This is a genomic window from Streptomyces sp. NPDC050546 (assembly GCF_044457425.1).
Lineage (GTDB): Bacteria > Actinomycetota > Actinomycetes > Streptomycetales > Streptomycetaceae > Streptomyces.
This window is the reverse complement of record NZ_JBITGX010000012.1, coordinates 216,619-239,804: the sequence shown is the minus strand read 5'-3', so window position 1 is coordinate 239,804 and position 23,186 is coordinate 216,619. Positions and strand designations below refer to the sequence as shown.

17 protein-coding genes are annotated in these 23,186 nt (G+C 71.2%); 11 read left to right on the top strand and 6 right to left on the bottom strand.

The annotated features are described in order from the left end of the window. Positions 1 to 30 precede the first annotated feature (30 nt). Complete coding sequence (locus ACIBK5_RS28865) at positions 31 to 1,536, top strand: CHAD domain-containing protein (protein WP_399023920.1); 1,506 nt, start codon at positions 31 to 33, stop codon at positions 1,534 to 1,536. Between the two features lie 87 nt (positions 1,537 to 1,623). Then, positions 1,624 to 3,594 carry a TIGR03960 family B12-binding radical SAM protein gene (locus ACIBK5_RS28860; protein WP_399023919.1) on the top strand — a complete coding sequence of 657 codons (1,971 nt, stop codon included), beginning with the start codon at positions 1,624 to 1,626 and terminating at the stop codon, positions 3,592 to 3,594. Here the strand turns inward: ACIBK5_RS28860 and ACIBK5_RS28855 are convergent. The 5 genes from ACIBK5_RS28855 to ACIBK5_RS28835 all read right to left on the bottom strand — a co-directional run bounded on the left by ACIBK5_RS28855 (position 3,548) and on the right by ACIBK5_RS28835 (position 9,657). Further along, on the bottom strand, positions 3,548 to 5,329 hold the full coding sequence (locus ACIBK5_RS28855) for an amylo-alpha-1,6-glucosidase (RefSeq protein WP_399023918.1): 1,782 nt from the start codon (positions 5,327 to 5,329) through the stop codon (positions 3,548 to 3,550). The genes ACIBK5_RS28860 and ACIBK5_RS28855 overlap by 47 nt on opposite strands. Before the next feature lie 81 nt (positions 5,330 to 5,410). Beyond that, the gene (locus ACIBK5_RS28850; protein ID WP_399023916.1) at positions 5,411 to 6,235 is read right to left on the bottom strand and encodes a carbohydrate ABC transporter permease; all 825 of its coding nucleotides are present in this window, start codon (positions 6,233 to 6,235) and stop codon (positions 5,411 to 5,413) included. Next, on the bottom strand, positions 6,232 to 7,134 hold the full coding sequence (locus ACIBK5_RS28845) for a carbohydrate ABC transporter permease (protein WP_399023913.1): 903 nt from the start codon (positions 7,132 to 7,134) through the stop codon (positions 6,232 to 6,234). The genes ACIBK5_RS28850 and ACIBK5_RS28845 overlap by 4 nt, the downstream gene beginning before the upstream one ends. A gap of 2 nt (positions 7,135 to 7,136) precedes the next feature. Further along, positions 7,137 to 8,384: an extracellular solute-binding protein gene (locus ACIBK5_RS28840; RefSeq protein WP_399023911.1), complete on the bottom strand. Its 1,248-nt coding sequence runs from the start codon at positions 8,382 to 8,384 to the stop codon at positions 7,137 to 7,139. Between the two features lie 226 nt (positions 8,385 to 8,610). Further along, positions 8,611 to 9,657 (bottom strand): LacI family DNA-binding transcriptional regulator, encoded by a 1,047-nt coding sequence (locus ACIBK5_RS28835; protein ID WP_399023909.1) that lies wholly within the window; start codon positions 9,655 to 9,657, stop codon positions 8,611 to 8,613. Positions 9,658 to 10,011: 354 nt separating this feature from the next. Here ACIBK5_RS28835 and ACIBK5_RS28830 point away from each other — a divergent pair, with 354 nt between their 5' ends. Beyond that, on the top strand, positions 10,012 to 13,656 hold the full coding sequence (locus ACIBK5_RS28830; RefSeq protein ID WP_399023907.1) for a LamG-like jellyroll fold domain-containing protein: 3,645 nt from the start codon (positions 10,012 to 10,014) through the stop codon (positions 13,654 to 13,656). Positions 13,657 to 13,779: 123 nt separating this feature from the next. Here the strand turns inward: ACIBK5_RS28830 and ACIBK5_RS28825 are convergent, their stop codons facing one another. Next, positions 13,780 to 14,469 (bottom strand): GAF and ANTAR domain-containing protein, encoded by a 690-nt coding sequence (locus ACIBK5_RS28825; RefSeq protein ID WP_399023905.1) that lies wholly within the window; start codon positions 14,467 to 14,469, stop codon positions 13,780 to 13,782. Between the two features lie 134 nt (positions 14,470 to 14,603). Between ACIBK5_RS28825 and ACIBK5_RS28820 the strand changes: the two genes are divergently transcribed. From ACIBK5_RS28820 to rpmA, 8 genes are all read left to right on the top strand, one after another. Further along, positions 14,604 to 15,101, top strand: a complete 498-nt coding sequence (locus ACIBK5_RS28820; RefSeq protein WP_399023903.1) for a DUF2975 domain-containing protein — start codon at positions 14,604 to 14,606, stop codon at positions 15,099 to 15,101. Beyond that, complete coding sequence (locus tag ACIBK5_RS28815) at positions 15,101 to 15,331, top strand: helix-turn-helix domain-containing protein (protein WP_399023901.1); 231 nt, start codon at positions 15,101 to 15,103, stop codon at positions 15,329 to 15,331. The genes ACIBK5_RS28820 and ACIBK5_RS28815 overlap by 1 nt, the downstream gene beginning before the upstream one ends. Beyond that, positions 15,331 to 15,798, top strand: a complete 468-nt coding sequence (locus ACIBK5_RS28810; RefSeq protein WP_399023899.1) for a GNAT family N-acetyltransferase — start codon at positions 15,331 to 15,333, stop codon at positions 15,796 to 15,798. Before ACIBK5_RS28815 ends, ACIBK5_RS28810 begins: the two co-directional genes overlap by 1 nt. A gap of 44 nt (positions 15,799 to 15,842) precedes the next feature. Beyond that, entirely contained in the window at positions 15,843 to 17,012 is a 1,170-nt protein-coding gene (locus tag ACIBK5_RS28805) for a hypothetical protein (protein WP_399023897.1), read from the top strand. 48 nt (positions 17,013 to 17,060) lie between these two features. Beyond that, positions 17,061 to 17,888: a TIGR03936 family radical SAM-associated protein gene (locus tag ACIBK5_RS28800; RefSeq protein WP_399023895.1), complete on the top strand. Its 828-nt coding sequence runs from the start codon at positions 17,061 to 17,063 to the stop codon at positions 17,886 to 17,888. A 259-nt stretch (positions 17,889 to 18,147) separates the two neighbouring features. Continuing rightward, on the top strand, positions 18,148 to 22,326 hold the full coding sequence (locus tag ACIBK5_RS28795; RefSeq protein ID WP_399023893.1) for a ribonuclease E/G: 4,179 nt from the start codon (positions 18,148 to 18,150) through the stop codon (positions 22,324 to 22,326). 232 nt (positions 22,327 to 22,558) lie between these two features. Then, positions 22,559 to 22,879 (top strand): 50S ribosomal protein L21, encoded by a 321-nt coding sequence (gene rplU / locus ACIBK5_RS28790; protein WP_382493651.1) that lies wholly within the window; start codon positions 22,559 to 22,561, stop codon positions 22,877 to 22,879. A 14-nt stretch (positions 22,880 to 22,893) separates the two neighbouring features. Continuing rightward, entirely contained in the window at positions 22,894 to 23,148 is a 255-nt protein-coding gene (gene rpmA, locus ACIBK5_RS28785) for a 50S ribosomal protein L27 (protein ID WP_031130899.1), read from the top strand. The last annotated feature ends 38 nt before the right edge of the window (positions 23,149 to 23,186 follow it).

The following is a 23,186-nucleotide window of genomic DNA, read 5'->3' as shown; positions in this document are numbered from 1 at the left end:
TCCCGGCTGGTCAGCCACTAGATTTGATTCATGGCGGAGACGAAACGCGAGATCGAGCGCAAGTACGAATCCGAGGACAGCGGGCTCCCCGACCTGACCGGCGTCGCCGGGGTCGTGGCCGTTGCCGACAAGGGGGTCGTCCACCTCGACGCCACCTACTACGACACAGTCGACGAACGCCTCGCCGCGTCGTCCGTCACCCTGCGCCGCCGCACCGGCGGCTCCGACGCGGGCTGGCATCTGAAGTTCCCGATCGCCCCGGGCGTCCGCGACGAGATCCACGCCCCGCTCTCCGACACCCTCCCCGACGAGCTCGCCGGGCTCGTCCGCTCCCGCGTCCGTGACGGCGAACTGCTGCCCGTCGTCCGGCTGCGCTCCGAGCGTGACGTACGCCACCTCGTCGACGCCGACGGCGGGCTGCTCGCCGAGGTCGCCGTCGACGCCGTACACGCCGAGCGGCTCACGCCCGGCGGCGGCGAGACACAGTGGACCGAGATCGAGGTGGAACTCGCCGACGGCGGCGACCCGGCCCTGCTCGACAAGGTGGAGAAGCGGCTGCGCAAGGCGGGCGTCCGCCCGTCGGCGTCGGCGTCGAAGCTGGCCCGCGCCCTCGCGGAGACGGCGCCGGGGAAGAAGCGCCCGTCCGCCTCCGCCGGGGACCCGGTGACCGCCGGGGACCATGTGCTCGCCTACGTGCGCACTCAGCGCGACGCGATCGTCGAGCTCGACCCGGCCGTCCGCCGGGACGCCGAGGACTCCGTGCACAGCATGCGCGTGGCCACCCGACGGCTGCGCAGCACCTTCAAGTCGTTCGGCGCGGTCCTCGACCGGAAGGTCACCGACCCGGTCGGCGACGAGCTGAAGTGGCTGGCCGGCGAGCTGGGCCTGGACCGGGACCGCGAGGTGCTGACCGAGCGGCTCACGGCCGCCCTCGACGAGGTGCCCGCCGATCTGGTCCGCGGCCCGCTGTCCGAGCGGCTCCACTCCTGGTCGAGCGCCGAGCACGGCGGCGCCCGCGGCAAGCTCCTCGGCGTCCTGGACTCCCACCGCTATCTCGCCCTGCTCGACACCCTGGACGCGCTGATCGCCGACCCGCCGCTGCTCAAGGCGGCCGGCAAGAAGCCCCGCAAGGTGATCGCCAAGGCCGTGAAGAAGGACTTCCGCAAGGTCACCGGGCTGGTCCAGCAGGCACGGGAGCTGGAGCCCGGCACCGATCGGGACGTCGCGATCCACGAGGCCCGCAAGAAGACCAAGCGCACCCGCTACGCGGCGGAGGCCGGCAAACCGGCCCTCGGCAAGCCGGCAAAGAACCTGGTCAAGTCCATGAAGGCGCTGCAGAACCTGCTCGGCGAGCACCAGGACAGCGTGATGGCCCGGGGGACCCTCCGCGAACTGTCGGCGGTGGCCCACGCGGCGGGGGAGAGCGCGTTCACCTACGGCCTGCTCCACGAGCGCGAGGCGCAGCGGGCCGCGCGCGTGGAGGCCGAACTGCCCGGGTTCTGGGACGGGATCAAGGACGGGACGGCGAGCCTCTGAGCCTCGGGCGTACGAGGACGCCCCGCGGTCACGTTAGGCTGGATGGTCACCCCTGTCAGTACAGTCCAGCTCACGAAGGTGCGCGACATGCCTGCCGAAGTCGCTGCGTCGGTGTTCCCGCAGCTCGAAGCTCTGCTCCCGCATGTGCAGAAGCCGATCCAGTACGTCGGCGGAGAACTCAACTCCACGGTCAAGGACTGGGACTCCAGCGACGTCCGCTGGGCGCTCATGTACCCGGACGCCTACGAGGTCGGTCTGCCCAACCAGGGCGTCATGATCCTCTACGAGGTCCTGAACGAGCAGCAGGGCGTCCTCGCCGAGCGCACCTACAGCGTGTGGCCGGACCTCGAGGAGCTCATGCGGGAGCACAGCGTCCCGCAGTTCACGGTGGACAGCCACCGGCCGGTCAAGGCCTTCGACGTGTTCGGCCTGTCCTTCTCCACGGAGCTGGGCTACACGAACATGCTGGCCGCCCTGGACCTGTCCGGCATCCCGCTGGAGTCCAAGGACCGCGGTCTGGACGACCCGATCGTCATGGCCGGCGGGCACGCCGCGTTCAACCCCGAGCCGATCGCCGACTTCATCGACTGCGCGGTCATCGGCGACGGCGAGCAGGCGGTCCTCGAGGTCACCGCGATCATCCGAGCCTGGAAGGCGGAAGGCCGCCCCGGCGGCCGCGAGGAACTCCTCTTCCGCCTCGCCCGGACCGGCGGGGTGTACGTCCCCGGCTTCTACGACGTCGAGTACCTGCCCGACGGCCGGATCGCCCGTGTCGTACCGAAGCGCAGCGGCGTCCCGTGGCGGGTCTCCAAGCACACCGTCATGGACCTGGACGAGTGGCCGTACCCCAAGCAGCCCCTGGTCCCGCTGGCCGAGACGGTCCACGAGCGCATGTCGGTGGAGATCTTCCGCGGCTGCACCCGCGGCTGCCGCTTCTGCCAGGCCGGCATGATCACCCGCCCGGTCCGCGAGCGCTCCATCACGGGCATCGGCGACATGGTCGACAAGGGCCTCAAGGCGACAGGCTTCGAGGAGGTGGGCCTGCTCTCCCTCTCCTCGGCGGACCACACGGAGATCGCCGACGTCGCCAAGGGCCTGGCGGACCGCTACGAGGAGGACAAGATCGGTCTGTCCCTCCCCTCCACCCGCGTGGACGCCTTCAACATCGACCTGGCGAACGAACTGACCAGGAACGGCCGCCGCTCCGGCCTCACCTTCGCCCCCGAGGGCGGCTCGGAACGCATCCGCAAGGTCATCAACAAGATGGTCTCCGAGGACGACCTGATCCGCACGGTCTCCACCGCGTACGGCAACGGCTGGCGCCAGGTGAAGCTGTACTTCATGTGCGGCCTGCCCACGGAGACCGACGACGACGTCCTCCAGATCGCCGACATGGCGACGAGGGTGATCGCCGAGGGCCGCAAGGTCTCCGGCCAGAACGACATCCGCTGCACGGTCTCGATCGGCGGTTTCGTCCCCAAGCCCCACACCCCCTTCCAGTGGGCCCCGCAGCTCTCCGCCGAGGAGACGGACGCCCGGCTGCAGAAGCTGCGGGACAAGATCCGCGGCGACAAGAAGTACGGCCGCTCCATCGGCTTCCGCTACCACGACGGCAAGCCCGGCATCGTCGAGGGCCTGCTCTCCCGCGGCGACCGCCGCATCGGCGCGGTCATCCGCGCGGTCTACGACGACGGCGGCCGCTTCGACGGCTGGCGCGAGCACTTCTCGTACGACCGCTGGATGGCGTGCGCCGAGAAGACGCTGCCCGCCTTCGGCGTCGACGTCGACTGGTACACGACCCGCGAGAAGACCTACGAGGAGGTCCTCCCCTGGGACCACCTCGACTCCGGCCTGGACAAGGACTGGCTGTGGGAGGACTGGCAGGACTCCCTCGACGAGACCGAGGTCGAGGACTGCCGGTGGACGCCGTGCTTCGACTGCGGGGTGTGTCCTCAAATGGACACGGAGATCCAGATCGGCCCGACGGGGAAGAAGCTGCTGCCCCTGTCGGTCAAGAACGCCGGTCCGGCGCCTGCTTCGAGTGGGCACGTGCACTGAGTGTGTCGTCGGCGGCTGCCTCCGCGAGGAGGAGGTAGCCGGCGGCGGTCCACGTGTAGGCGCGGTCCCGTAGGCCCGTGCCGGTCAGGGCGTCGAAGTTCTCGGCGAAGCCGTGGGTTTCGCACAGGGCGCGGAAGCGGGCGCTGATGTCGGCTGCCAGGCGGTGGTGGCCGGCGCGGCGCAGGCCGTCTTCGATGAGGACCGTGGCGGGGGCCCAGATCGGGCCGCGCCAGTAGCCGTCGGGCAGGTAGTGCGGCGAGGCCGGCAGCTCCGTGGCCAGGCCGTGCGGGGTCAGGTGGGTCGCGATGCGGTCGGCCAGGACGGTGCTGATCTCGGCGGGGAGGTGCTCGCCCAGCACGATGGGCATCAGGTCGAGGAGGCTGGAGCTGGTCCAGGCGTTACCGCTGTGGACGCCTCGGGTCGTGAATCGGTCGCCGGTCCAGAGTTCGTCCAGGAGGGACGCCTGGGTCGTCTCGGCGGTCCGTGTCCAGCGGTGGGCGTCGTCGGGTCTGTCCAAGTGCTCTGCCAGGGCGGCCAGTTCGTGCAGCTGGAGGATGAGGAAGGCGGCCAGGTCCGCGGTGACGACCAGGCGTTCGGGGTCGAAGGTGGTGGCGTTGTCCCAGCCGCTGTCGTTGCCGTGGTGGTAGTGGGGGAGTGCCGCGCCGGGGGTGCGCCGGGCGGTGAGCCAGAAGGTCGTCCAGCGTTCCAGCCGGTCGTAGGTGCCTGCCAGTTCCGTGCGGTCGGGGGGTGTGGGCAGACGGCGGCGCAGATGGCCGAGGGCCCAGCCGTGAACGGGCGGTTTGACGAAGTTGTGCAGGACCTCGGAGTGGGTGACCGAGTCGGGGAGCGCCCCGGTCTCGTCCTGGTGGTCGAAGGGCAGCTGGTACTGGTCCCAGGCCAGTCCGGGGCAGCCGGGTGCCAGGGCCAGGGCGTTGAAGCAGTGGTCCCAGCTCCAGACCTTGTCCATCCAGTGCTTGGACATGAGGACGGCGGGGCGGGGGACCAGTCCGGCCGGTCGTACGGTCGCGGACCAGACCACGTAGGCGGCGAGTTCGGCGGCCGGGGTGGCCGGGGAGCGCCAGGGGGCCACCGCGTCGAGGAAGTCGGTGAAGGCGTTCCGCGCCGCCTCGACGATCTTGCCGAACTGTGCGGTCGACACGTACGGCGGGCGGGCCGTGTCGAGTTCCTCGACGGCGATCTCCCAGGAGCCGTCCGGGTCGGCGGTGATCGTGAGGCCGCGGTCGGCGGTGCCCAGGGCCTGGTCGCCGTAGGTGTGGGTCACCGTGCCGGACAGGACGGTGACGCGGTAGCGGCGGCCGGTCTCGTATGACGTGAAGACGTAGGCCTCGGTGGCCGCGTCGCGGAAGAAGTACGTGCCGCTGAAGGGGGTCAGGGCGGGGGCTGACGCGGAGACGCGCAGGGACAGTGCCGTGCCGCGCAGGCGCATGGTGTCCGGCGACTCGTAGGCGAGGTCGACGCGGCCGGTGCTGCTGGGGCTGGTCCAGCTCAGCAGGGCCGGGCTGGCCTCCACCTGGGTCTCGGCCCGCTCGCCCGTCGCCCGGTCGAGGGGTGTCAGGCGCAGTACGGGGTGCATGCCGTTCTGGTGCGAGACGAGGTGGAGGTCGTCGGCGTACGTCTTCTCCGCCACCACGGGGGAGATGCCGAACCACGACCCGTAGGTGCTGAAGGGGATGTCCTGGACGGAGAAGGCCGGGCCGGAGCGGTCGGCGGTCATGAAGGGGCACTCGTTTCTCGAGCAGGGGTGGTGCGGAGGCCGGTCCTCGGCCGCGCCGGGGCAGTCCTTGACCGCGCCGGGTCAGTCCTTGACCGCGCCGGCTGTCACACCGGCGGCGACATAGCGCTGGGCCAGGACGAGGATGACCGCGGCCGGCAGCGAGGCCACGACGGCGGTGGCCATGATGGCGTTCCACTCCTGGTTGTTGTTGCCGATGTAGTGGTAGATGCCGAGGGTGATCGGCTCCCGCGGGCCGCCGTTGACGAGGGTGCTCGCGAAGACGAAGTCGGACCAGGACCACAGGAACGCGAACAGCGACACGGTGACGACGGCGTTGCGGCTCATCGGCAGGACGATCGAGCGGAAGGTGCGCCAGGGCCCGGCACCGTCCGTCCGCGCGGCCTGGAGCAGTTCGTCGGGGATGCCGGACATGAACGCGGTGAAGATGAGGACCGCGAAGGGGACGGCCAGGGTGGAGTCGGCGACGATCAGGCCGGGGACGGACTGGAGCAGGCCGAGCTGGAGGTAGATGGCGTAGAAGCCCATCGCCATGATGATGCCGGGGATCATCTGGGCGGTCAGGAGGAGGAAGCTCAGTGCTCCGCCGCCGCGTGGGCGCAGTTTGGCCAGTGCGTAGCCGGCGGGGGCGGCGAGGGCCACGGTCAGGGCGACGGTGCCCAGGCCGATGACGAGGCTCGTGCCGAGGTAGGGCAACTGCTCGTCGAGGACGGTGCGGTAGCCGGACAGGGTGCCGTGGACGGGGAAGAGGTCCGGTGGGGTCTTGCGCATGTCCTGGTCGGGGGTGAGGGACACGTTCAGCATCCAGTAGACCGGGAAGAGCATGATCCCGGTCAGCAGGACGCCGATGGTCGTCCTTCCCCAGGTGCGTGTGCCGTTCCGGCTCATGAGAGGGTCTGCTTTCTCTGCGCCCGGGCGTAGACCAGGCCGAACACCAGGGCGGCCAGCACCAGCAGGTTGCCCACGGCCGCGCCCGGGCCGAAGGCGGGCAGCAGGTTGCCGAAGCCGAGCTGGTAGGACCAGGTGGCGAAGGTCGTGGAGGCTCCCGCCGGGCCGCCCTTGGTCATGATCCAGATGATGTCGAAGACCTTGAGGGTGTAGACGAGCCCGAGCAGCAGGGTGATCGCGGACACCGGCCGCAGCAGCGGGAAGGTGATGCTCCAGAAGCGCCGCCAGGGACCCGCCCCGTCGAGGGCGGCGGCCTCGTACAGGCCGGGCGGGATGGACTGGAGGCCGCTGTGGAGCACGACCAGGTTGAAGGGGATGCCGATCCAGACGTTGGCGATGATCACGGAGGTGAGTGACCAGGACGGCGAGGTCAGCCAGTTCACCGGGTCGGCGCCGACGGCGCTCAGCAGCGCGTTGACCAGCCCGGAGTCGCTGTTGAGCAGCCACGACCAGGTGGAGGCCGACACGATCAGCGGCAGCAGCCAGGGCACCAGGAACAGCGCCCGCAGGGTGGCGGAGAGCCGGAAGTGCTGGTTGAAGAAGACGGCGAGCGCCAGGCCGATGACGTACTGGAGGACCAGGCACACGGCGGTGAACACGAGGGTGTGGAGCAGAGCCGGGGTGAAGGCCGGGTCGTCGAAGACGGTCCGGTAGTTCGCGAGGCCGGTGAAGGGCGCGTCGCCCTGGACGAAGGAGCGGACGGTGTAGTCGCGCAGGCTCAGGTCGAGGTTGCGGTAGAGCGGATAGGCGTAGAAGAGGACGAGGTACAGCGTCACCGGGGTGAGGAAGGCCCAGGCGGCCCACTGTCTCGTGTGGATCGTCGGAAGGCCCCGGCCCATGGTCACTTGGCCGCGGACTGGGCGGTGGTGAGCGCGTCCTTCGGCGACTTGGAGCCGCTGAGGGCGGACTGCACGGCCTTCCACAACTGTTCGGAGATCTTGGGGTACTTGGTGCCCAGGTCGTCGCTGGTGCGGCCCTTGGCGGACTTGACCGCGTCCACCCAGGGCTTGAGGTCGGGGTCGGCCGCCACCTGCTTCTTCTGGACCTCGGCGGTGGGTGCGACGTAGGACAGGGTGGTGTCGGTGTCGTACAGGTTCTTGGTGCTGGTCAGGCAGGTCGCGAGCTTGCGCGTGGTGGTGTAGCGGCCGGTGTCGCCCTGCACCGGGACGGTGACGAACTCGCCGCCCGTCGGGGCCGCGGCGCTGCCTCCCTCGGCGGCCGGGACGGGCAGGACACCGAAGTCGAAGCCGGCCTTCTTGGCGGCCGCGAGCTGCCAGGTGCCGTTCTCCGCGAAGGCGTAGTCGCCCGTCGCGAACTCCTGCCAGCTGGTGGTCTGGGTGTTGTTGAGCACCGAGTTGGGGGCGTAGCCCTTGTCCAGCCAGTCCTTCCAGAGGGAAAGCGCGGAGACGCCTGCGGGCGAGTCGACGTCGGTCAGCTCGGCTCCTGAGCCCCAGAACCACGGCAGGAACTGGAAGCTGCCCTCCTCGGTGCCGATCGCGGAGAAGGTGATGCCCTTCTTTCCGGCGTCCTCGACCTTCTTCAGCGCCGCCGTCAGCGACTGCCAGTTCTTGACCGTGGCTATGTCCACCCCGGCTTCCTTCAGGACCTCCTTGTTGTAGTAGAGGGCGAGCGTGTTGGCGCCGATCGGGGTGCCGTAGGTCTTGCCGTCCGACTGGCCGGCCGCGAGCAGGTTGGGGTCCACGCCGGAGGTGTCGAGCTCGCTGTCGTCGGTGGTGGTGAGCACACCCGCCTCGGCCAGGGTCGACACCACCGGGTTGTCGACGATGAGGACGTCGGGGGAGTTGCCCTGCTGGGCGGCGAGCAGCGTCTTGTTGGCCAGGTCGCTGGTGTCGAAGCCGGTCCGCTTGATCTTCACTCCGGCTTCGCTGCCGCAGGCGTCCAGCAGCTTCACCCACGCGGAGCCCTTGGCGAACTGCGGGTACGGGTCCCAGATCGTGTACGTGCCGTCGTCCGCGGCCTTCGTCCCGGTGCCTGCCGAGCCGGATCCGCAGGCGGTGGCGCTCGTGGCGACGGCCAGGGCGGTCAGGGCCGCGGCGGTCAGGCGGCGCCGTCTGGAGAAGCTGTTCATCGCGGGGTCCTTTGTGTCGGGCATGCGGGTGCCGAGGTGTGGCGGGCAAGAGGGTGCCGAGGTCTGTCGGGCATGCGGGTGCCGAGGCGAGGGCGCTTCTTGAGGGTGGGCACACCGAACGGCGTGGCCGTCAAGGCGTGTGACGGGACGGGAAGAGGGGTGTCAGGGCGTGTGACGGGACGGGAAGAGGGGCGTCAGGGCGTGTGACGGGACGGGAAGAGGGGCGTCAGGGCGTCGTAGCGGCCCCGGTGCCCGCGGCGGGCGTGACACCCGCGGGCCCGGTGCTGGCCCGCAGCGAGATGGGCGGGGTGAGGAGGTGGTGCCGGGGCGGGGCGCCGGGGTGGTCGAGCCGCTCCACCAGCAGGTCGACGGCGAGCCGGCCCAGGTCGGCCGCGGGCACGTCCGCCGCCGTGAGCTGCGGCGTCACAGTCTCCGCCCAGCGGGCGGCCACGACCCCGGTGACGGAGAAGTCGCGCGGGACATGGCGGCCGGCCTGGGCCAGCCCCCGGTACAGGCCGCCGAGCGCGGCCTCGTTCAGCGTGACCAGGCCGGTGGTGGCCGGGTCGTCGTGCAGGATCCGTGCCACACAGGCCTGGCCCGAGGCGGCGTCGTCCCCGCAGCAGTACGCCCGGACGGTCAGCCCACGCTCGGCCGCGGCCTTGGTGAAACCGTCCAGGCCGCGGTGCGCGGACTCGTACCCGGCCCGCAGCAGCTGCTCGGGACGGTTGACGAAGGCGATCCGGCGGTGGCCGAGATCCGCCAGGTGGTGGACGCAGGCCTCCACGAGCGTGGTGTGGTCCAGGCCCACCCACCAGCTGCCTTCGGCACGAGCCGTACGGCCGATGGCGACGGACGGGAAGTCCAGGGCGGCCAGATGGTCGGCCCGGTCGTCCTCCAGCCTGATCTCCATCAGGATCGCGCCGTCGACCCGCCGCTCACCCAGCAGTCGCTGGAAGGAGCGGTCGCTGTCCACGCCGCTGGGGGACAGCAGCACGTCGTAGTCGTAGACCGCGGCGGCCTCGACGACGCTGCCGATGAAGTCCAGCTGCATCCCCGTGTAGTGGTTCCCGGCGGGCGGGAAGACCAGGCCGAGGGTGCTGGTCCGGCCGTTGGCCAGGGCGCGGGCACTGGCGCTGGGCTGGTACCCCAGCTCGTCGACGACCTGCTGGATCTTGCGGCGCGTGTCCTCCGACACCGGGCGCTTGCCGCTCAGCGCGTAGGACACGGTGCTCCGCGAGACTCCGGCCCGGCGTGCGATCTCACCGATGTTCACGGCCACTCCTTGCTCGGATGTGCTCGAACCGGTTCGACGCTGACCGGTCGTCGTCGAACCGGTTCGCATGAAGGGAACGTAGGAAGTGCCCCGGGGTCTGTCAATACCCGGACGGAACTTCGCAGGCCGGGTGTGGAGGTCGGCGAGATCCCTGTGCCGGAGGGATTGTCGGCCCGGTGGTCCGGTGCTAGCTTCCCGAACCGGTTCGATACGGCGATCCACTTCCCGGGCCCTGCCCTGTCCGTTCGCAGGCCACTGCCGTCACCCACGTCTGCCCCTGCGCGTGCCCATCGAGTCGAACCGGTTCGACGGCTGTGCCACGACCGCCCTCCCCGACGATTGAGGACGCTACCCATGCCATCCGCTGACAGATCCACCCGGCGCCGGGCCCCGGCCGCCGTGGCACTCACCCTCGGCGCCGGTCTGCTGGCCGCACCGGCAGCCCCCGCGCACGCGGCGGAGCCACCCCGGCCCGCCGCCCGGTACACCTTCGACCAGGACGACATGGCCTCCGGGAAGATCACCGACAGTTCCGGCAACGGCCTGACGGCAGACCTGGTGAACGCCTCCACCGCCCGGTCCGTCGAGGGCACGGCCGGGGGCAAGGCCCTCGCCCTGCCCGGCGGCGCGGCCGGTTCCAGTGGCGCGTACGTCCGCCTGCCCCGCGAAGTGGTCGGCGACGCGGCCGACCTGACGGTCTCCGCGCGAGTGAGATGGAGCGGCGACAAGTCGCCCTGGCAGCGGATCTTCGACCTGGGCACCAACACCACCAAGTACCTCTTCAGCACCCCGTACAACGGCAGCGGACTCTTCCAGACCTCCGTGACCACCGGCGGAGGCGGCGCGGAGGCCCAGGTCCGCGGTTACGCGCCGCTCCCCGCGGACGGGTGGCGGACCGTCACCGTCACCCTCGACACCTCCGCCGGCCGGCTCACCACCTACCTCGACGGCGTGCCGGTCTCCACCGCCGAGACCGGCGTCAAGGCCAAGGACCTGCTGGAGAGTTCGGCCACCGCGGCCGGCTACATCGGCAAGTCCTTCTACCCGGACCCCCTCCTCAAGGGCGCGATCGACGACTTCACCGTGTGGCACACGGCGCTGAGCGCCGAGCAGGTGGCCGGTACGGTCGGTGCCGTGCCGACCGTCCAGGAGCTCTCGAAGACGTCCTTCGAGGTCCGTACCACCACCGGGACCGCCCCGTCCCCCCCGGCGGCCGCCCGCGCCTCCTTCTCCGACGGCTACGACCGGGACGTACCGGTCACCTGGGACGCCGTACCGTCTGAGAAGTACGCGAAGCCCGGGACGTTCACCGTCGCCGGGACCGCGGCCGGACGCGCGGTGAAGGCCACCGTCACCGTGGTCCGCGAGGGGCAGCTCACCGTCGACCTCGGCTCGGACACCGGCGCGTTCCACGGCGGCGCCTCCGGCACCCTCTACGGCGTGTACGGACCGGACGTCCCCACCAACAACCTCATGGAGGGCATGGGCCTGCGCACGGTCTCCACCAAGGCCCAGGACGGCCCGCAGCACCCCGGTGCGGACGCGCTGGAGGTGGTCAAGCCGCTGGCCGACTCCACCGACGGCGATGTGTACATCTACATGACCGACATCCACCGCGGCTTCCCGTACCAGTGGCCGGGCGACACCCCCGAGGAGAAGCTCAAGCTCTACCGGGAGAAGATCGCCCAGCAGGTCGACCAGGTCCTGAAGCTGCCGAAGCAGTACCAGGACAACATCGTCTTCGTGCCGTTCAACGAGCCCGAGGGCAACATGTTCGGCACCGGCGAGTGGAGCTACGACAAGGTCAGCTGGCTGAACGACCCCGACGACTTCTTCGCCGCCTGGGACGACTTCCACCAGCTCATCAAGGGCAAGATGCCCGAAGCCCGCATCGCGGGACCCAACACCAGCGTCCTGTACGACCAGGTGAAGGGCTTCCTCACCCACACCCTGGCCGCCGGCACCCTCCCGGACGTCATCACCTGGCACGAGCTGAGCCACCCGGAGGCGGTTCGCGCGAGTGTCGCCAAGTACCGGGCGTGGGAGAAGGACCTGTTCGAGGGCACCGACAAGGCGGGCACCGAACTCCCCGTCAACATCAACGAGTACGCCTTCAACTACCACACCTCGGTGCCCGGCCAGATGATCCAGTGGGTGTCCGCGATCGAGGAGTCCAAGGTCGACGCCGACATCGCCTACTGGAACATCGACGGCAACCTCTCCGACTCCGCGGTGCAGTCGAACCGCGGCAACGGCCAGTGGTGGCTGCTCAACTCGTACGCCTCGATGAGCGGGCACACGGTGAGGGTGACCCCGCCGTTCCCCGGCGAGAACTACACGATGCAGGGCGTCGCCACGCTCGACGAGAAGAAGAAGCAGTCCCGGCTGGTCTTCGGCGGCTCCACGGGCAAGGGGCACATCACCTTCGACAAGGTTCCGAGGAAGCTCTTCGGGGACCGCGTCCACGCCTGGGTGAAGGAGATCGAGTGGAGCGGTCAGCTCGGCGACAACTCCGGCCCGAAGCTGCTCGCCGAGCGGAATCTGAAGGTCGGTGACGACGGCACGGTGGTCGTCGACTTCGGCGACGGCGCTTTGCCGAAGCTGAAGGAGTCCTCGGCCTACGAGATCGTCCTCAGCCCGGCCGGGAAGGCGAGGAGCACCCAGTCCCCGCCCGTGCGCTGGCAGGGTTCGTACGAGGCGGAGGACGCCGCCCACACCGGGTCCGGCTGGTCGAAGAACGGCCCGGAGGGCTCACCCAAGGACGTGTCGAAGTTCTACACCTCCGGCGGCCACGACGTGGGCGGTCTGCGCACCGGCTCTGACGTCACGCTGGACTTCACCGTGGACGTGCCCGAGGACGGCACCTACGACCTGAGCGTCTTCGCCAACTCCCTCAACACCTTCGACAAGGTGAAGGAACAGGGCCCGGCCAACGTCTTCCTCCGGGTGGACGGCGAGGCGGACAGCGAGCAGCAGCTCCACCTGCCGCTCGGCTACAAGTGGGTGGTCTGGGACCACACCGACACCGAGGTGAAGCTCACCAAGGGCAAGCACACCCTGACACTCGCCGCGAAGAGCCTCGACGGCGAGCGCGCCACCAAGGGTGACGCCATCGTCGACCGCCTCACCCTGTCCTTGCCGGACGCCTCGGCCGGCACCCAGGTGTACGAGGGCGAGCTGGCCTGGCCGGCCGGCGGGGCACGGCCCGTCTACGACCTGCCGAGTCAGTCGGGTTCGGGCGCGGTACGGCTCGCGAAGGGCCAGACGGCCACGTTCTGGGTCTACTCACCCGCCGACCGCGAGGCCACTCTGCGGGTCGACACCCTCGGCGGCACCGGCGCCCGGCTCTCCGTCAACGGGCACGACGTCCTGCGCCTGGCCAAGAAGCGCAGCGAGGTGGCCGTGTCCCTCTCGGGCGGGGTCAACAGGGTGACCGTGACCGGCGGCCCGGCCACGACCCTCGTCGACCGCCTGACGGTCACACCGACCGAGGGCAGACTGCCGGCGCGTACATACGAGGCCGGGGATGCCGAGCTCGCCGGCTCGGCCACGTTGGCCCCGCTCTCGCTGGCCACCGACGGCACGGCGATCACGGGCATCGGCGGCGCCCCCGGCAACGGCAACACCGCGACGTTCACCGTCACGGCCGACCGCGCCGGCCTGTACGCGCTGCGCGTCCGCTACTCCAACCCGGAGCAGTCCGAGGCCACGCACTACAACCCGGACCCGCTCGCCCGCCACGCCGACATCAGCGTCAACGGCGGCGAGCCGCGGCGCGTCGGCTTCCCGCACAGCTTCCACCAGAACAACTTCTGGGAGCTGACCGTCCCGGTCCAGCTCAGGAAGGGGAAGAACACGATCGGCTTCCGCTCCGAGGAACTGCCGAACCACGACGGCACCACCTACGCCTCGGACACCTTCCCCGGGGTGCTGCTGCGCTCCCGCTACGCGCCGCTGGTCGACCGGATCACCGTCGTGCCGTACGCGCGGGAAGACTGAGAAGACCGAGGGGTGAGGTCGGTCCTCAGGGGGACCCGCTGAGAAGGGCGGGGTCGGTGGCGCTCCCCCGGGGGACCGGCCCGGCCCAGGTTCCCCCGGTTCAGCCACGAGCTGGGGGAGCCGTCAGCTCAGGCGGCCCTGTTCACAGACCCGCCGGGCGACCTCGCGGAGCTTGATGTTCCGCTCCTGGGAGAAGCGGCGGAGCACGTCGAAGGCCTCCTTCTCGTTGAGGCGGTGGCTTCCCATGAGGATGCCCATGGCCTCGCCGATGAGATGACGTGTGGCGACGGCCTGCTCCAGCTGGGCATGACTGCGGGCGCTGGAGAAGGCGATGGCCGCGTGCGAGGCCAGCAGCCAGCCGGCGGTCTCGCTGTCCTCCGTGAAGGCTCCCGGGTGGTGGGAGTAGATATTGAGTGCGCCGAGCTCCTCGTCATCGGTGTACAGCAGGAAGCCCATCATGCTGCCCACGCCCAGGCCACGGGCCTGCTCGGCGTACGCGGGCCAGCGCGGCTGCTCTTTGGTGAAGTCGGTGATGCGGAAGACCCGCTCTCCCGTGTCGCTGCGGGCCGCGTCGAAGCAGGGGCCCTCCGCGAGTCGCTCCTGGAGCTGGTCGCTCTTGACGACCAGGTCGGACGTGGGAGCGAGCGTCTCCACTCGTTTGCCGTGCAGGAGAAGGATGCCGGCCGCGTCGCACCCCGGCACGAGTGTCGTGGCCGAACCGGTGATGTGATCGAGGGTGGCGTCGACCGACTCCTGGGCGAGCAGGACCCGCGCCATGGAGGCCATTTGCTGCGCGAACACGCGCCATTCCACGGTGATCCTCCCTCGGTCGTCGCTTCGGCGTCCTCTCTGCCCACGTTGCCACGTTTACCCAGGGAGGGCTGCCTCATTGCGTCATCTATCGAGTTTCGATAGATTTCCATCGTGGCTCGATCGAAGGAGTGGTGATGGGGAAGCTGGCCGTGGCGGCGTTGCGTGGGGTGCTCGGGGTGCTGCTCGCCGGGTCGTTGTTCGTGCAGACGGTGATGGTGCCGCTGCTGGCCATCGACATGGAGGGGCTCAGGCCCGAGTACGCCCACCTCCGCACCCCGATCCTCGTGATCGCGATCCTGGGTATCGTGACGGCCCAGGTCGTTGTGGTCTGTGTGTGGCGGCTGGTGACGATGGTGCGCCGCGGGACGGTGTTCTCCACCGCCGCCTTCCGATACGTGCACATCGTGATCGGCGCGTTCGTGGCGGCCGCCCTGCTGGTCTTCGCGCTCGCGGTCGTTCTCGCGCCCGGCGAGGCCGTCGCCCCCGGGGTGGTCCTGCTGCTGTGCGGGGTCGTCGTGGCCGTGCTGGGTGTCGCGCTGGTCGTGCTCGTGCTGCGCATGCTGCTCGCGCAGGCCGTCGCACGCGACATCGAGGCGGCCCGGATGCGGGCCGAGTTGGAAGAGGTCATCTGATGGCGATCGCCGTCGACATCGACGTGATGCTGGCCAAACGGAAGATGTCCGTCGGCGAGCTCGCGGAACGCGTCGGCATCACCCCCGCCAACCTGGCGGTCCTCAAGAACGGCCGCGCCAAGGCGGTCCGTTTCTCCACACTCGCCGCGCTCTGCGAGGTGCTCGAGTGCCAGCCGGGGGACCTGCTGCGCTGGGAGGCGGACGGAGCCGGCGACCCGACAATGCCCTGATGGAGAACATCGACGTCCGCCCGGCTCGATCCGGCGAACTGGCGGCCGTGGCCGCACTGCGATGGGACTGGCTCGTCGAGCACGGCGGCGAGGCCGTCGGCGAACGCGGGGAGTTCGTGGCGCACTTCGTCGAGTGGGCCGGGGAGAACGCCGGGTCGCATCGATGCATGGTGCTCGTCCGCGACGACGTGGTCATCGGCATGGCCTGGCTCGCGGTGGTGCAGCGCGTGCCCACACCGCGGGCACCGCTGCGGGCCTCCGGCGACGTCCAGTGCGTGTACGTCGTACCCGAGGCTCGGGACGGCGGGCTCGGCGGGCGGCTCATCCAGGCGGTCCTGGACCGGGCCCGGGAACTCGGGCTGGAACGGGTGACCGTGCACTCCAGCCCGCGAGCGATCCCCGCCTACGCCCGGTGCGGTTTCCAGGAGTCGCCCCGGCTGCTGCAGACCCGGGTCACAAGCGGGTGAGCCGGCTCTGGATCCGGACGGGGCGCTGAGGCGTCTACGACGGTATGGATCTGGAGAAGCCGGCCCGAGAGAGGCCCGAGGAGCGAGTCGACCTGCGGAAACAGGTGCCCGCACCGCCCGTACCCGGGGCGTCGGCGCCGGAGGGATGCCTCGCCGTCGCGATCCGGATTCCCGTGCGGATCGTCGTACTCGTGCTGGTCGTCCCCGTGCGGATGCTGTGGGACGCGCTCGTCGTGGCCGGGCGGTTCCTGAACGACACGGTGTTCAGGCCGGTGGGGCGGGCCCTGCTGTGGCTCGGCCGGGCGGTGTTCGTCTGGCCCTTCGTCGGGCTGTGGCGGTACGTCGTCGTGCCGGTGGGCAAGGCCCTCGGGTGGCTCGGGAACGTCCTCCTCGTCGTTCCCCTGGTGTGGCTGTACCGGTATGTGCTGACCCCGGTCGGGCACGGGATCGCCTGGGTCGCGCGGGGTGTCGGGGCGGCGTTCGGCTGGGTGTACGCCCACCTGCTCACGCCGGCCGGGCACGCCGTGATGTGGGTCCTGAGGGGCCTCGGTGCCGTGCTCGCCGCGATCGGCACCGGGCTCTGGACAGCCCTGGCGTGGCTCGCGAAGTACCTTCTGGTCGTACCCGGCGTATGGCTGTACACCTGGGTGCTCGCACCCGTCGGGCGCGCGATCGCCTGGTGCGCCAAGGGGCTGGTGTGGCTGGTGAGCGCGATCGTCACCGGCATCGGAGCGGCCCTCTACTGGATCACCCGGATCCTGCTCGTCCTGCCGGCGCTCGCGCTCTGGCGCTGGGTCCTCGCCCCCGTCGGCCGGGTCCTCGCCGTCATCGGACGCGAGGTGTGGGACGCCCTCGGGCACGCCTGGCGCGTCGCCGGGCACATCTCGCTCGCCGTCGGGCGGTTCCTCGGCACCCTCTTCCGGTGGATCTTCGTCGAGCCGGTGCGGTGGATGTACCGCGGCGTGCTGACACCGGTCGGACACGTCGTACGGGACACCGTCCTGCGGCCCGTCGCCGAGGCCGCCCGCAGCGTGGGGCGCGCCACCCGGCAGGCCCTGGCCACCGCCCGGGAGTCCGTACGGCAGGCGCGTGCCGACTTCCGGCGGATGCTCCTGGGCGAGCCGAGGCCGCCGCGGCCTGTGGACCGCGGGGAACCTTCGGGGCGCGGGACACGTACTCTTGGTAGCAGTACGACCGCTCTCACGAAGGACTGAACGACACTGGGCAAGCGACAGCCCGAAGGCCCGCCGCCCGCACCCGCGGTGCAGCGCATCCGACTGCGCTACACCAAGCGCGGCCGCCTCCGGTTCACCAGCCACCGTGACTTCCAGCGCGCCTTCGAGCGTGCGTTGCGCCGTGCCGAGGTGCCGATGGCCTACTCGGCGGGCTTCACACCGCACCCGAAGGTGTCGTACGCCAATGCCGCACCCACCGGCACGGGCAGTGAGGCGGAATATCTGGAGATCGCGCTCACCGCACCGCGCGATCCGGAGCAGCTCAGGGCCCTCCTCGACGCGTCGATGCCCACCGGGCTCGACATCGTCGAGGCGGTCGAGGCCCGCACCTCGGGACTCGCCGACCGGCTGACGGCTTCCGTGTGGGAGCTGCGGCTGGACGGTGTGCCGCCGGAGGAGGCCCGCCGCGCGGCGGACACCTTCACCGCGGCCGAGGCCGTCGAGGTCCAGCGCCAAGCCAAGAACGGCGTCCGCACCTTCGACGCCCGCGCCGCCGTCGTGAGCCTGGAGATCCCAGACCTCACGGAAACGCACAGTTCGCAGCCCGCCGCAAGCGTCGGCTCCACCGGAGCGGCTGACGTCGCGCTCCTTGCTGGGCCGACCGACCAGCCCTGTGCGATACTGCGGCTGGTTGTTCGGCACGTGACGCCTGCCGTACGACCCGACGACGTCCTGTCCGGTCTCCGCGCCGTGGCCGACCTGGCGCCGCCGGTCCCCGCTGCGGTGACCAGGCTGGCGCAGGGGCTGTTCGATGAAGAGACCGGCACGGTGACCGACCCGCTCGCGCCCGACCGCGAGGCAGCGGAGGCCCATTCAACGGCCGAACCGACTGCCGCCGCGACGGCGCCGGCGTAAGGAAGGTTCCGCGAAGGGACGGACGTCGTAGCGCCGCCCTCGGACTCGGGAGCCACCTGGGTCGGGCAGCGTACCGACCAGCAGACTTTCGCCAGGCCGTACGCATTCGGCGTACGGAACCGGCGAGACAGGACACGGAGAGCTCCCGTGCGGCGCCCGCGCCCCGGACGGCGGCGACGCGCACAGCGCGAGCCGCGGACGTCACCGGCATCGCCGGACCAGGCGCGGCGCCCGGGAGCCTGACGGGAGAAAAGCCCGCATGCTCGAACCGACCGAACCCACAGAGTCCTCAACGGGCTCCGAACAGAACACCCCCAGCGACACCCTGCCGCCTCGCCGGCGGCGCCGTGCCGCGTCCCGCCCGGCGGGTCCCCCCGTCGGCGGATCCTCCGACGCCCCGGTGGAGACCGTCGCGCCGGCCATACCGGCCGCAGATCCCGACGAACTCGCGACCGAGGTCGTAGCAGCCGGCGAGGAGGCCGCCGCCGAGGCGGACGAGACCTCCGAGGCCGCGCAGGCCGTTGAGGCCGCCGAAGCCGCCGAGAGCGCCGAGGAGGCCGCGCCCGCCGTTCGCAAGCGGCGCCGCGCCGTCCGTCGCGCATCCGCACCTGCCGGGACTCCTGAGGCCACGGAGGCCGCCGAGACCGTGGTCCCGGTGACCGCCGCCGCTCCGGCCGGCTCCGAGGCGTCGGAGCAGGCCGAGGTCCCCGCCCCCGCCGCGTCCGCCGCGGTGTCCGAGGACGCCGCTCCCCGGCGTACCCGGCGTCGTGCGACGCGCACGGTGACCTCGCCTGCTGCGGCTCCGGCGGAGACGTCCGAGACGGCGCAGGCCGCGTCCGGTGATCAGGAGACGGCGGCCGTGACCGGTGGGCCTGCCGAAGAGCCCGAGGTCGCCGCGTCCGCCGAAGAGGCCGTGTCCGCCGCGCCCGCCGAGGCCACCGAGGACGCCGCTCCCCGCCGGACCCGTCGCCGTGCCGCGCGGCGGGTGTCCGCGCCTGCCGGAGCGCCGGAAGGCAACGCCGAGGAGGCGAAGGCACCAGTGACCGAGAACCCCGCCGCCGAGCCCGCCCGCGTCTCCGAGGCCCCCGCCTCCGAGGCCGCGCCCGCGCCCGAGGCCCCCGCCGAAGCCGCCCCTGCCGCGGAACCCGCCGAGGCCGTCGAGGATGCCGCTCCGCGGCGTCGCCGCCGGGTCGCCCGCAGGGCCGCCGGCGGTTTCGCCGAGCCCGCCCAGTCCCCGAGGTCGTCGAAGTCCTCGAAGTCCGCCGCGGCCACCGACACCGCTGACAGCGAGTCGGCCGTGCGCCCCGCGCGTCCGGCCGTCGCCGTGTTCCAGGCGCCCGTGTTCACCGAGCCCCAGTTCCAGACTCCGGAGCGGGCCGCCGCCGCTGCCGCCGCCGAGGCGGCCGTGGTCGAGGAGCCCGAGGAGACCGAGCAGTCCACCGAGCCCGCTGAGGCCTCCCGGGACGATCAGTCCGGCGGGTCGCGCCGCCGTCGTCGCCGCCGGGGTGCCGGCGACGAGTCCGAGGCCCCGGCCGCCGAGGCCGCCGCCGCGCAGAGCGCCGACGACGAGCCGGAGGACGCCGAGGACTCCGCCGACGGCGAGGAGCAGGAGGAGTCAGAGGGGAGCGGCTCGCGCCGCCGCCGTCGCCGGGGCGGTCGCCGCCGTCGGCGTGGCGACTCCGCCGACTCCGACGAGACCGCGGACGACGAGTCCGAGCAGGGCGCCGGCCAGGACGCCGAGGACACGGCCGAGGAGGACGAGGAGTCCGACGAGGCCGCCGACCGTGAGGAGTCCTCCGGCGGGGGCGGCTCCAGCAGCAGCCGCAGGCGCCGTCGCCGCCGTCGCCGTGCCGGTGACAGCGGCACCGAGTCCGAGGCCTCCGAGGACGACCCGGAGCGCACGGTCGTCAAGGTCCGCGAGCCCCGCCCCCCGAGGGAAAAGGGTGGGGAGCCGTCCGACGAGGTGCAGTCCATCAAGGGCTCGACCCGTCTTGAGGCCAAGAAGCAGCGCCGCCGCGAAGGCCGCGAGCAGGGCCGCCGGCGCGTCCCGATCATCACCGAGGCCGAGTTCCTGGCCCGGCGCGAGGCCGTCGAGCGCGTGATGGTCGTCCGCCAGCACGGCGACCGCACACAGATCGGCGTCCTCGAGGACAACGTGCTCGTCGAGCACTACGTCAACAAGGAGCAGTCGACCTCGTACGTCGGCAACGTCTACCTGGGCAAGGTCCAGAACGTGCTGCCGTCGATGGAGGCCGCCTTCATCGACATCGGCAAGGGGCGCAACGCCGTCCTGTACGCCGGTGAGGTCAACTTCGAGGCGCTCGGCATGGCCAACGGGCCGCGGCGCATCGAGTCCGCCCTGAAGTCCGGTCAGTCCGTGCTCGTCCAGGTGACGAAGGACCCCATCGGGCACAAGGGCGCCCGTCTGACCAGCCAGGTCTCCCTGCCGGGCCGCTACCTCGTGTACGTCCCCGAGGGCTCCATGACCGGCATCAGCCGCAAGCTGCCCGACACCGAGCGCGCCCGGCTGAAGACCATCCTCAAGAAGATCGTCCCCGAGGACGCGGGCGTCATCGTGCGCACCGCCGCCGAGGGTGCGAGCGAGGACGAGCTGCGCCGGGACGTCGAGCGACTGCAGCAGCAGTGGGAGGACATCCAGAAGAAGGCCAAGAGCGGCAACGCTCCGACGCTGCTGTACGGCGAGCCGGACATGACCGTCCGGGTCGTGCGCGACATCTTCAACGAGGACTTCTCCAAGGTCGTCGTCAGCGGTGACGACGCCTGGTCGACCATCCACGGGTACGTCTCGCACGTCGCCCCCGACCTGGCCGAGCGGCTGTCGAAGTGGACCTCCGAGGTCGACGTCTTCGCCACGTACCGGATCGACGAGCAGCTCGCCAAGGCCCTCGACCGCAAGGTCTGGCTGCCCAGCGGCGGCTCGCTGGTGATCGACCGGACCGAGGCGATGGTCGTCGTCGACGTCAACACCGGCAAGTTCACCGGCCAGGGCGGCAACCTCGAGGAGACCGTCACCAGGAACAACCTGGAGGCGGCCGAGGAGATCGTGCGTCAGCTGCGGCTGCGCGACCTCGGCGGCATCATCGTCATCGACTTCATCGACATGGTGCTGGAGTCCAACCGGGACCTGGTGCTGCGGCGCCTGCTGGAGTGCCTGGGCCGGGACCGGACCAAGCACCAGGTGGCGGAGGTGACCTCGCTGGGCCTCGTCCAGATGACCCGCAAGCGGGTCGGCCAGGGCCTGCTGGAGTCCTTCTCCGAGACCTGCGTCCACTGCAACGGCCGCGGTGTCATCGTGCACATGGAGCAGCCCACCGGCGCCGGCGGCGGAGGCGGCGGCAAGCGCAAGAAGCGCGCGCGTGCCGGTGCCGCCGAGCAGCCGCACGTCCACGAGGCGGCCGCCGTCGAGACCGCCGAGGAGGAGGCGGAGACCGAGGCGGAGGTCGGTGCCGAGATCGCCGAGCCGATCGCCCTGCCCGAGCCGTCCTTCGAGCCCGACGAGGAGCTGTACAGCAGCGCCGCCGAGGCGGAGGCCGCGGCCTCGCGTGGGCGTACCCGGCGCCGGGCGAGCCGGCGGGCGTCCGCTCCGGCGGGTTCGCCGCGCGGTGAGACGGCCGAGCCGAAGGCCAGGAAGGGCAGGGGCAAGGCCGAGCAGGCCGAGGCCGAGGTGCCGGCGGTGCCGACGGCTCAGGACGTGACCGCCGCCGAGGAGGCCGCCCGTCCGGTGCAGCCGGAGCCGGCCACCGAGGCGCAGGCCGAGCCGATGGCCGTCGAGGACCCGGTCGTCGAGGTCCCGGCCGCCGCTGCCGAAGGGGCCCCGGCCGCCGAGGAGGCCGCGCCCAAGGGCCGTGGCCGTCGGCGGGCGACGCGCAAGGTGTCGGCGCCGGCCGGTTCTCCGGCGGGGGCGGAGGCGACCGTGGTGACGGTCTCCGAGACCGCGCCCGCCGCGTCCGGGGCCGCGGAGGCGCCCGAGCAGGCCGAGCAGCCCGAGCCGGCCGCCGAGGCGCCCGCCGAGAGCGTCGCCCCGGCCCGTCCGCGGCGCCGCGCCGTGCGCAAGCCCACCGCGTCCACCGCGTCCGAGGAGGCGGCCGTCGTGGTCGTGTCGTCGGCCGCGGAGGAGACGCCTCAGGAGGTGGCGACCGCCGAGGCCGCCACCGAGGCGACCGCGGAGGCCGACGGGACCGCCGAGGAGGCGGCTCCGGCCAAGAAGACGGCCCGCAAGACGGCCAAGAAGGCCACGGCGAAGAAGGCCGCCACCAAGAAGACCGCGGCGAAGAAGACCGCGGCCAAGAAGACGACGGCCAAGAAGGCGGCGACCACCAAGACCGCCGCGAAGAAGACCGCGTCGAAGAAGACCGTGGCGGCGGAGCAGACGGTGTCCTCCGCGGCCTCCGTCTCCGCCTCCACCGACGAGGGCTGACCTCCCGCCGCCTGTGCGACCGGCGTGACCGGTCGCACAGGCGGCGGACCGGCCTCGGTTTGACCCTCTTGGCCGGGGCCCCGTAACCTTGACCGTCGGCGTGTCGAATGACTGACGCGTCACATCCCCGTAAACCTCACCCTCCGGGCGCCGGGCGCCCAGGAGAGGCTGCTCGCTGAGTCGGGCGGCTGGCCTGCGGGGGTGCCGTTTCCCGAGCGAGAGAGAGTTCCGCGTGTACGCCATCGTGCGCAGCGGTGGTCGCCAGCACAAGGTTGCTGTCGGCGACATCGTTGAGGTTGACAAGATTTCCACTGCCAAGGTTGGCGACACGGTCGAGCTCTCGACCCTGCTCGTGGTCGACGGCGACTCCGTGACCAGCGACCCGTGGGTGCTGGCCGGCATCAAGGTCCAGGCTGAGATCGTGGACCACCACAAGGGCCAGAAGATCGACATTCTGCGCTACAAGAACAAGACCGGTTACCGCCGTCGCCAGGGCCACCGCCAGCAGTACACGGCGATCAAGGTCACTGAGATCCCCGCGGCTGCGAAGTAAGGGACTGAGGAGAAATGGCACACAAGAAGGGCGCATCGTCCACTCGGAACGGTCGCGACTCCAATGCCCAGCGGCTCGGCGTGAAGCGCTTCGGCGGTCAGGTCGTCAACGCTGGTGAGATCCTGGTCCGTCAGCGTGGCACCCACTTCCACCCGGGCTCCGGCGTCGGCCGTGGCGGCGACGACACGCTGTTCGCCCTGGCCGCCGGTTCGGTGCAGTTCGGCACCCACCGTGGCCGCAAGGTCGTGAACATCGTTCCGGTCGCCTGACCGGAAGCTTTCGCGAGGCGGACCTCACTTCCCTCACG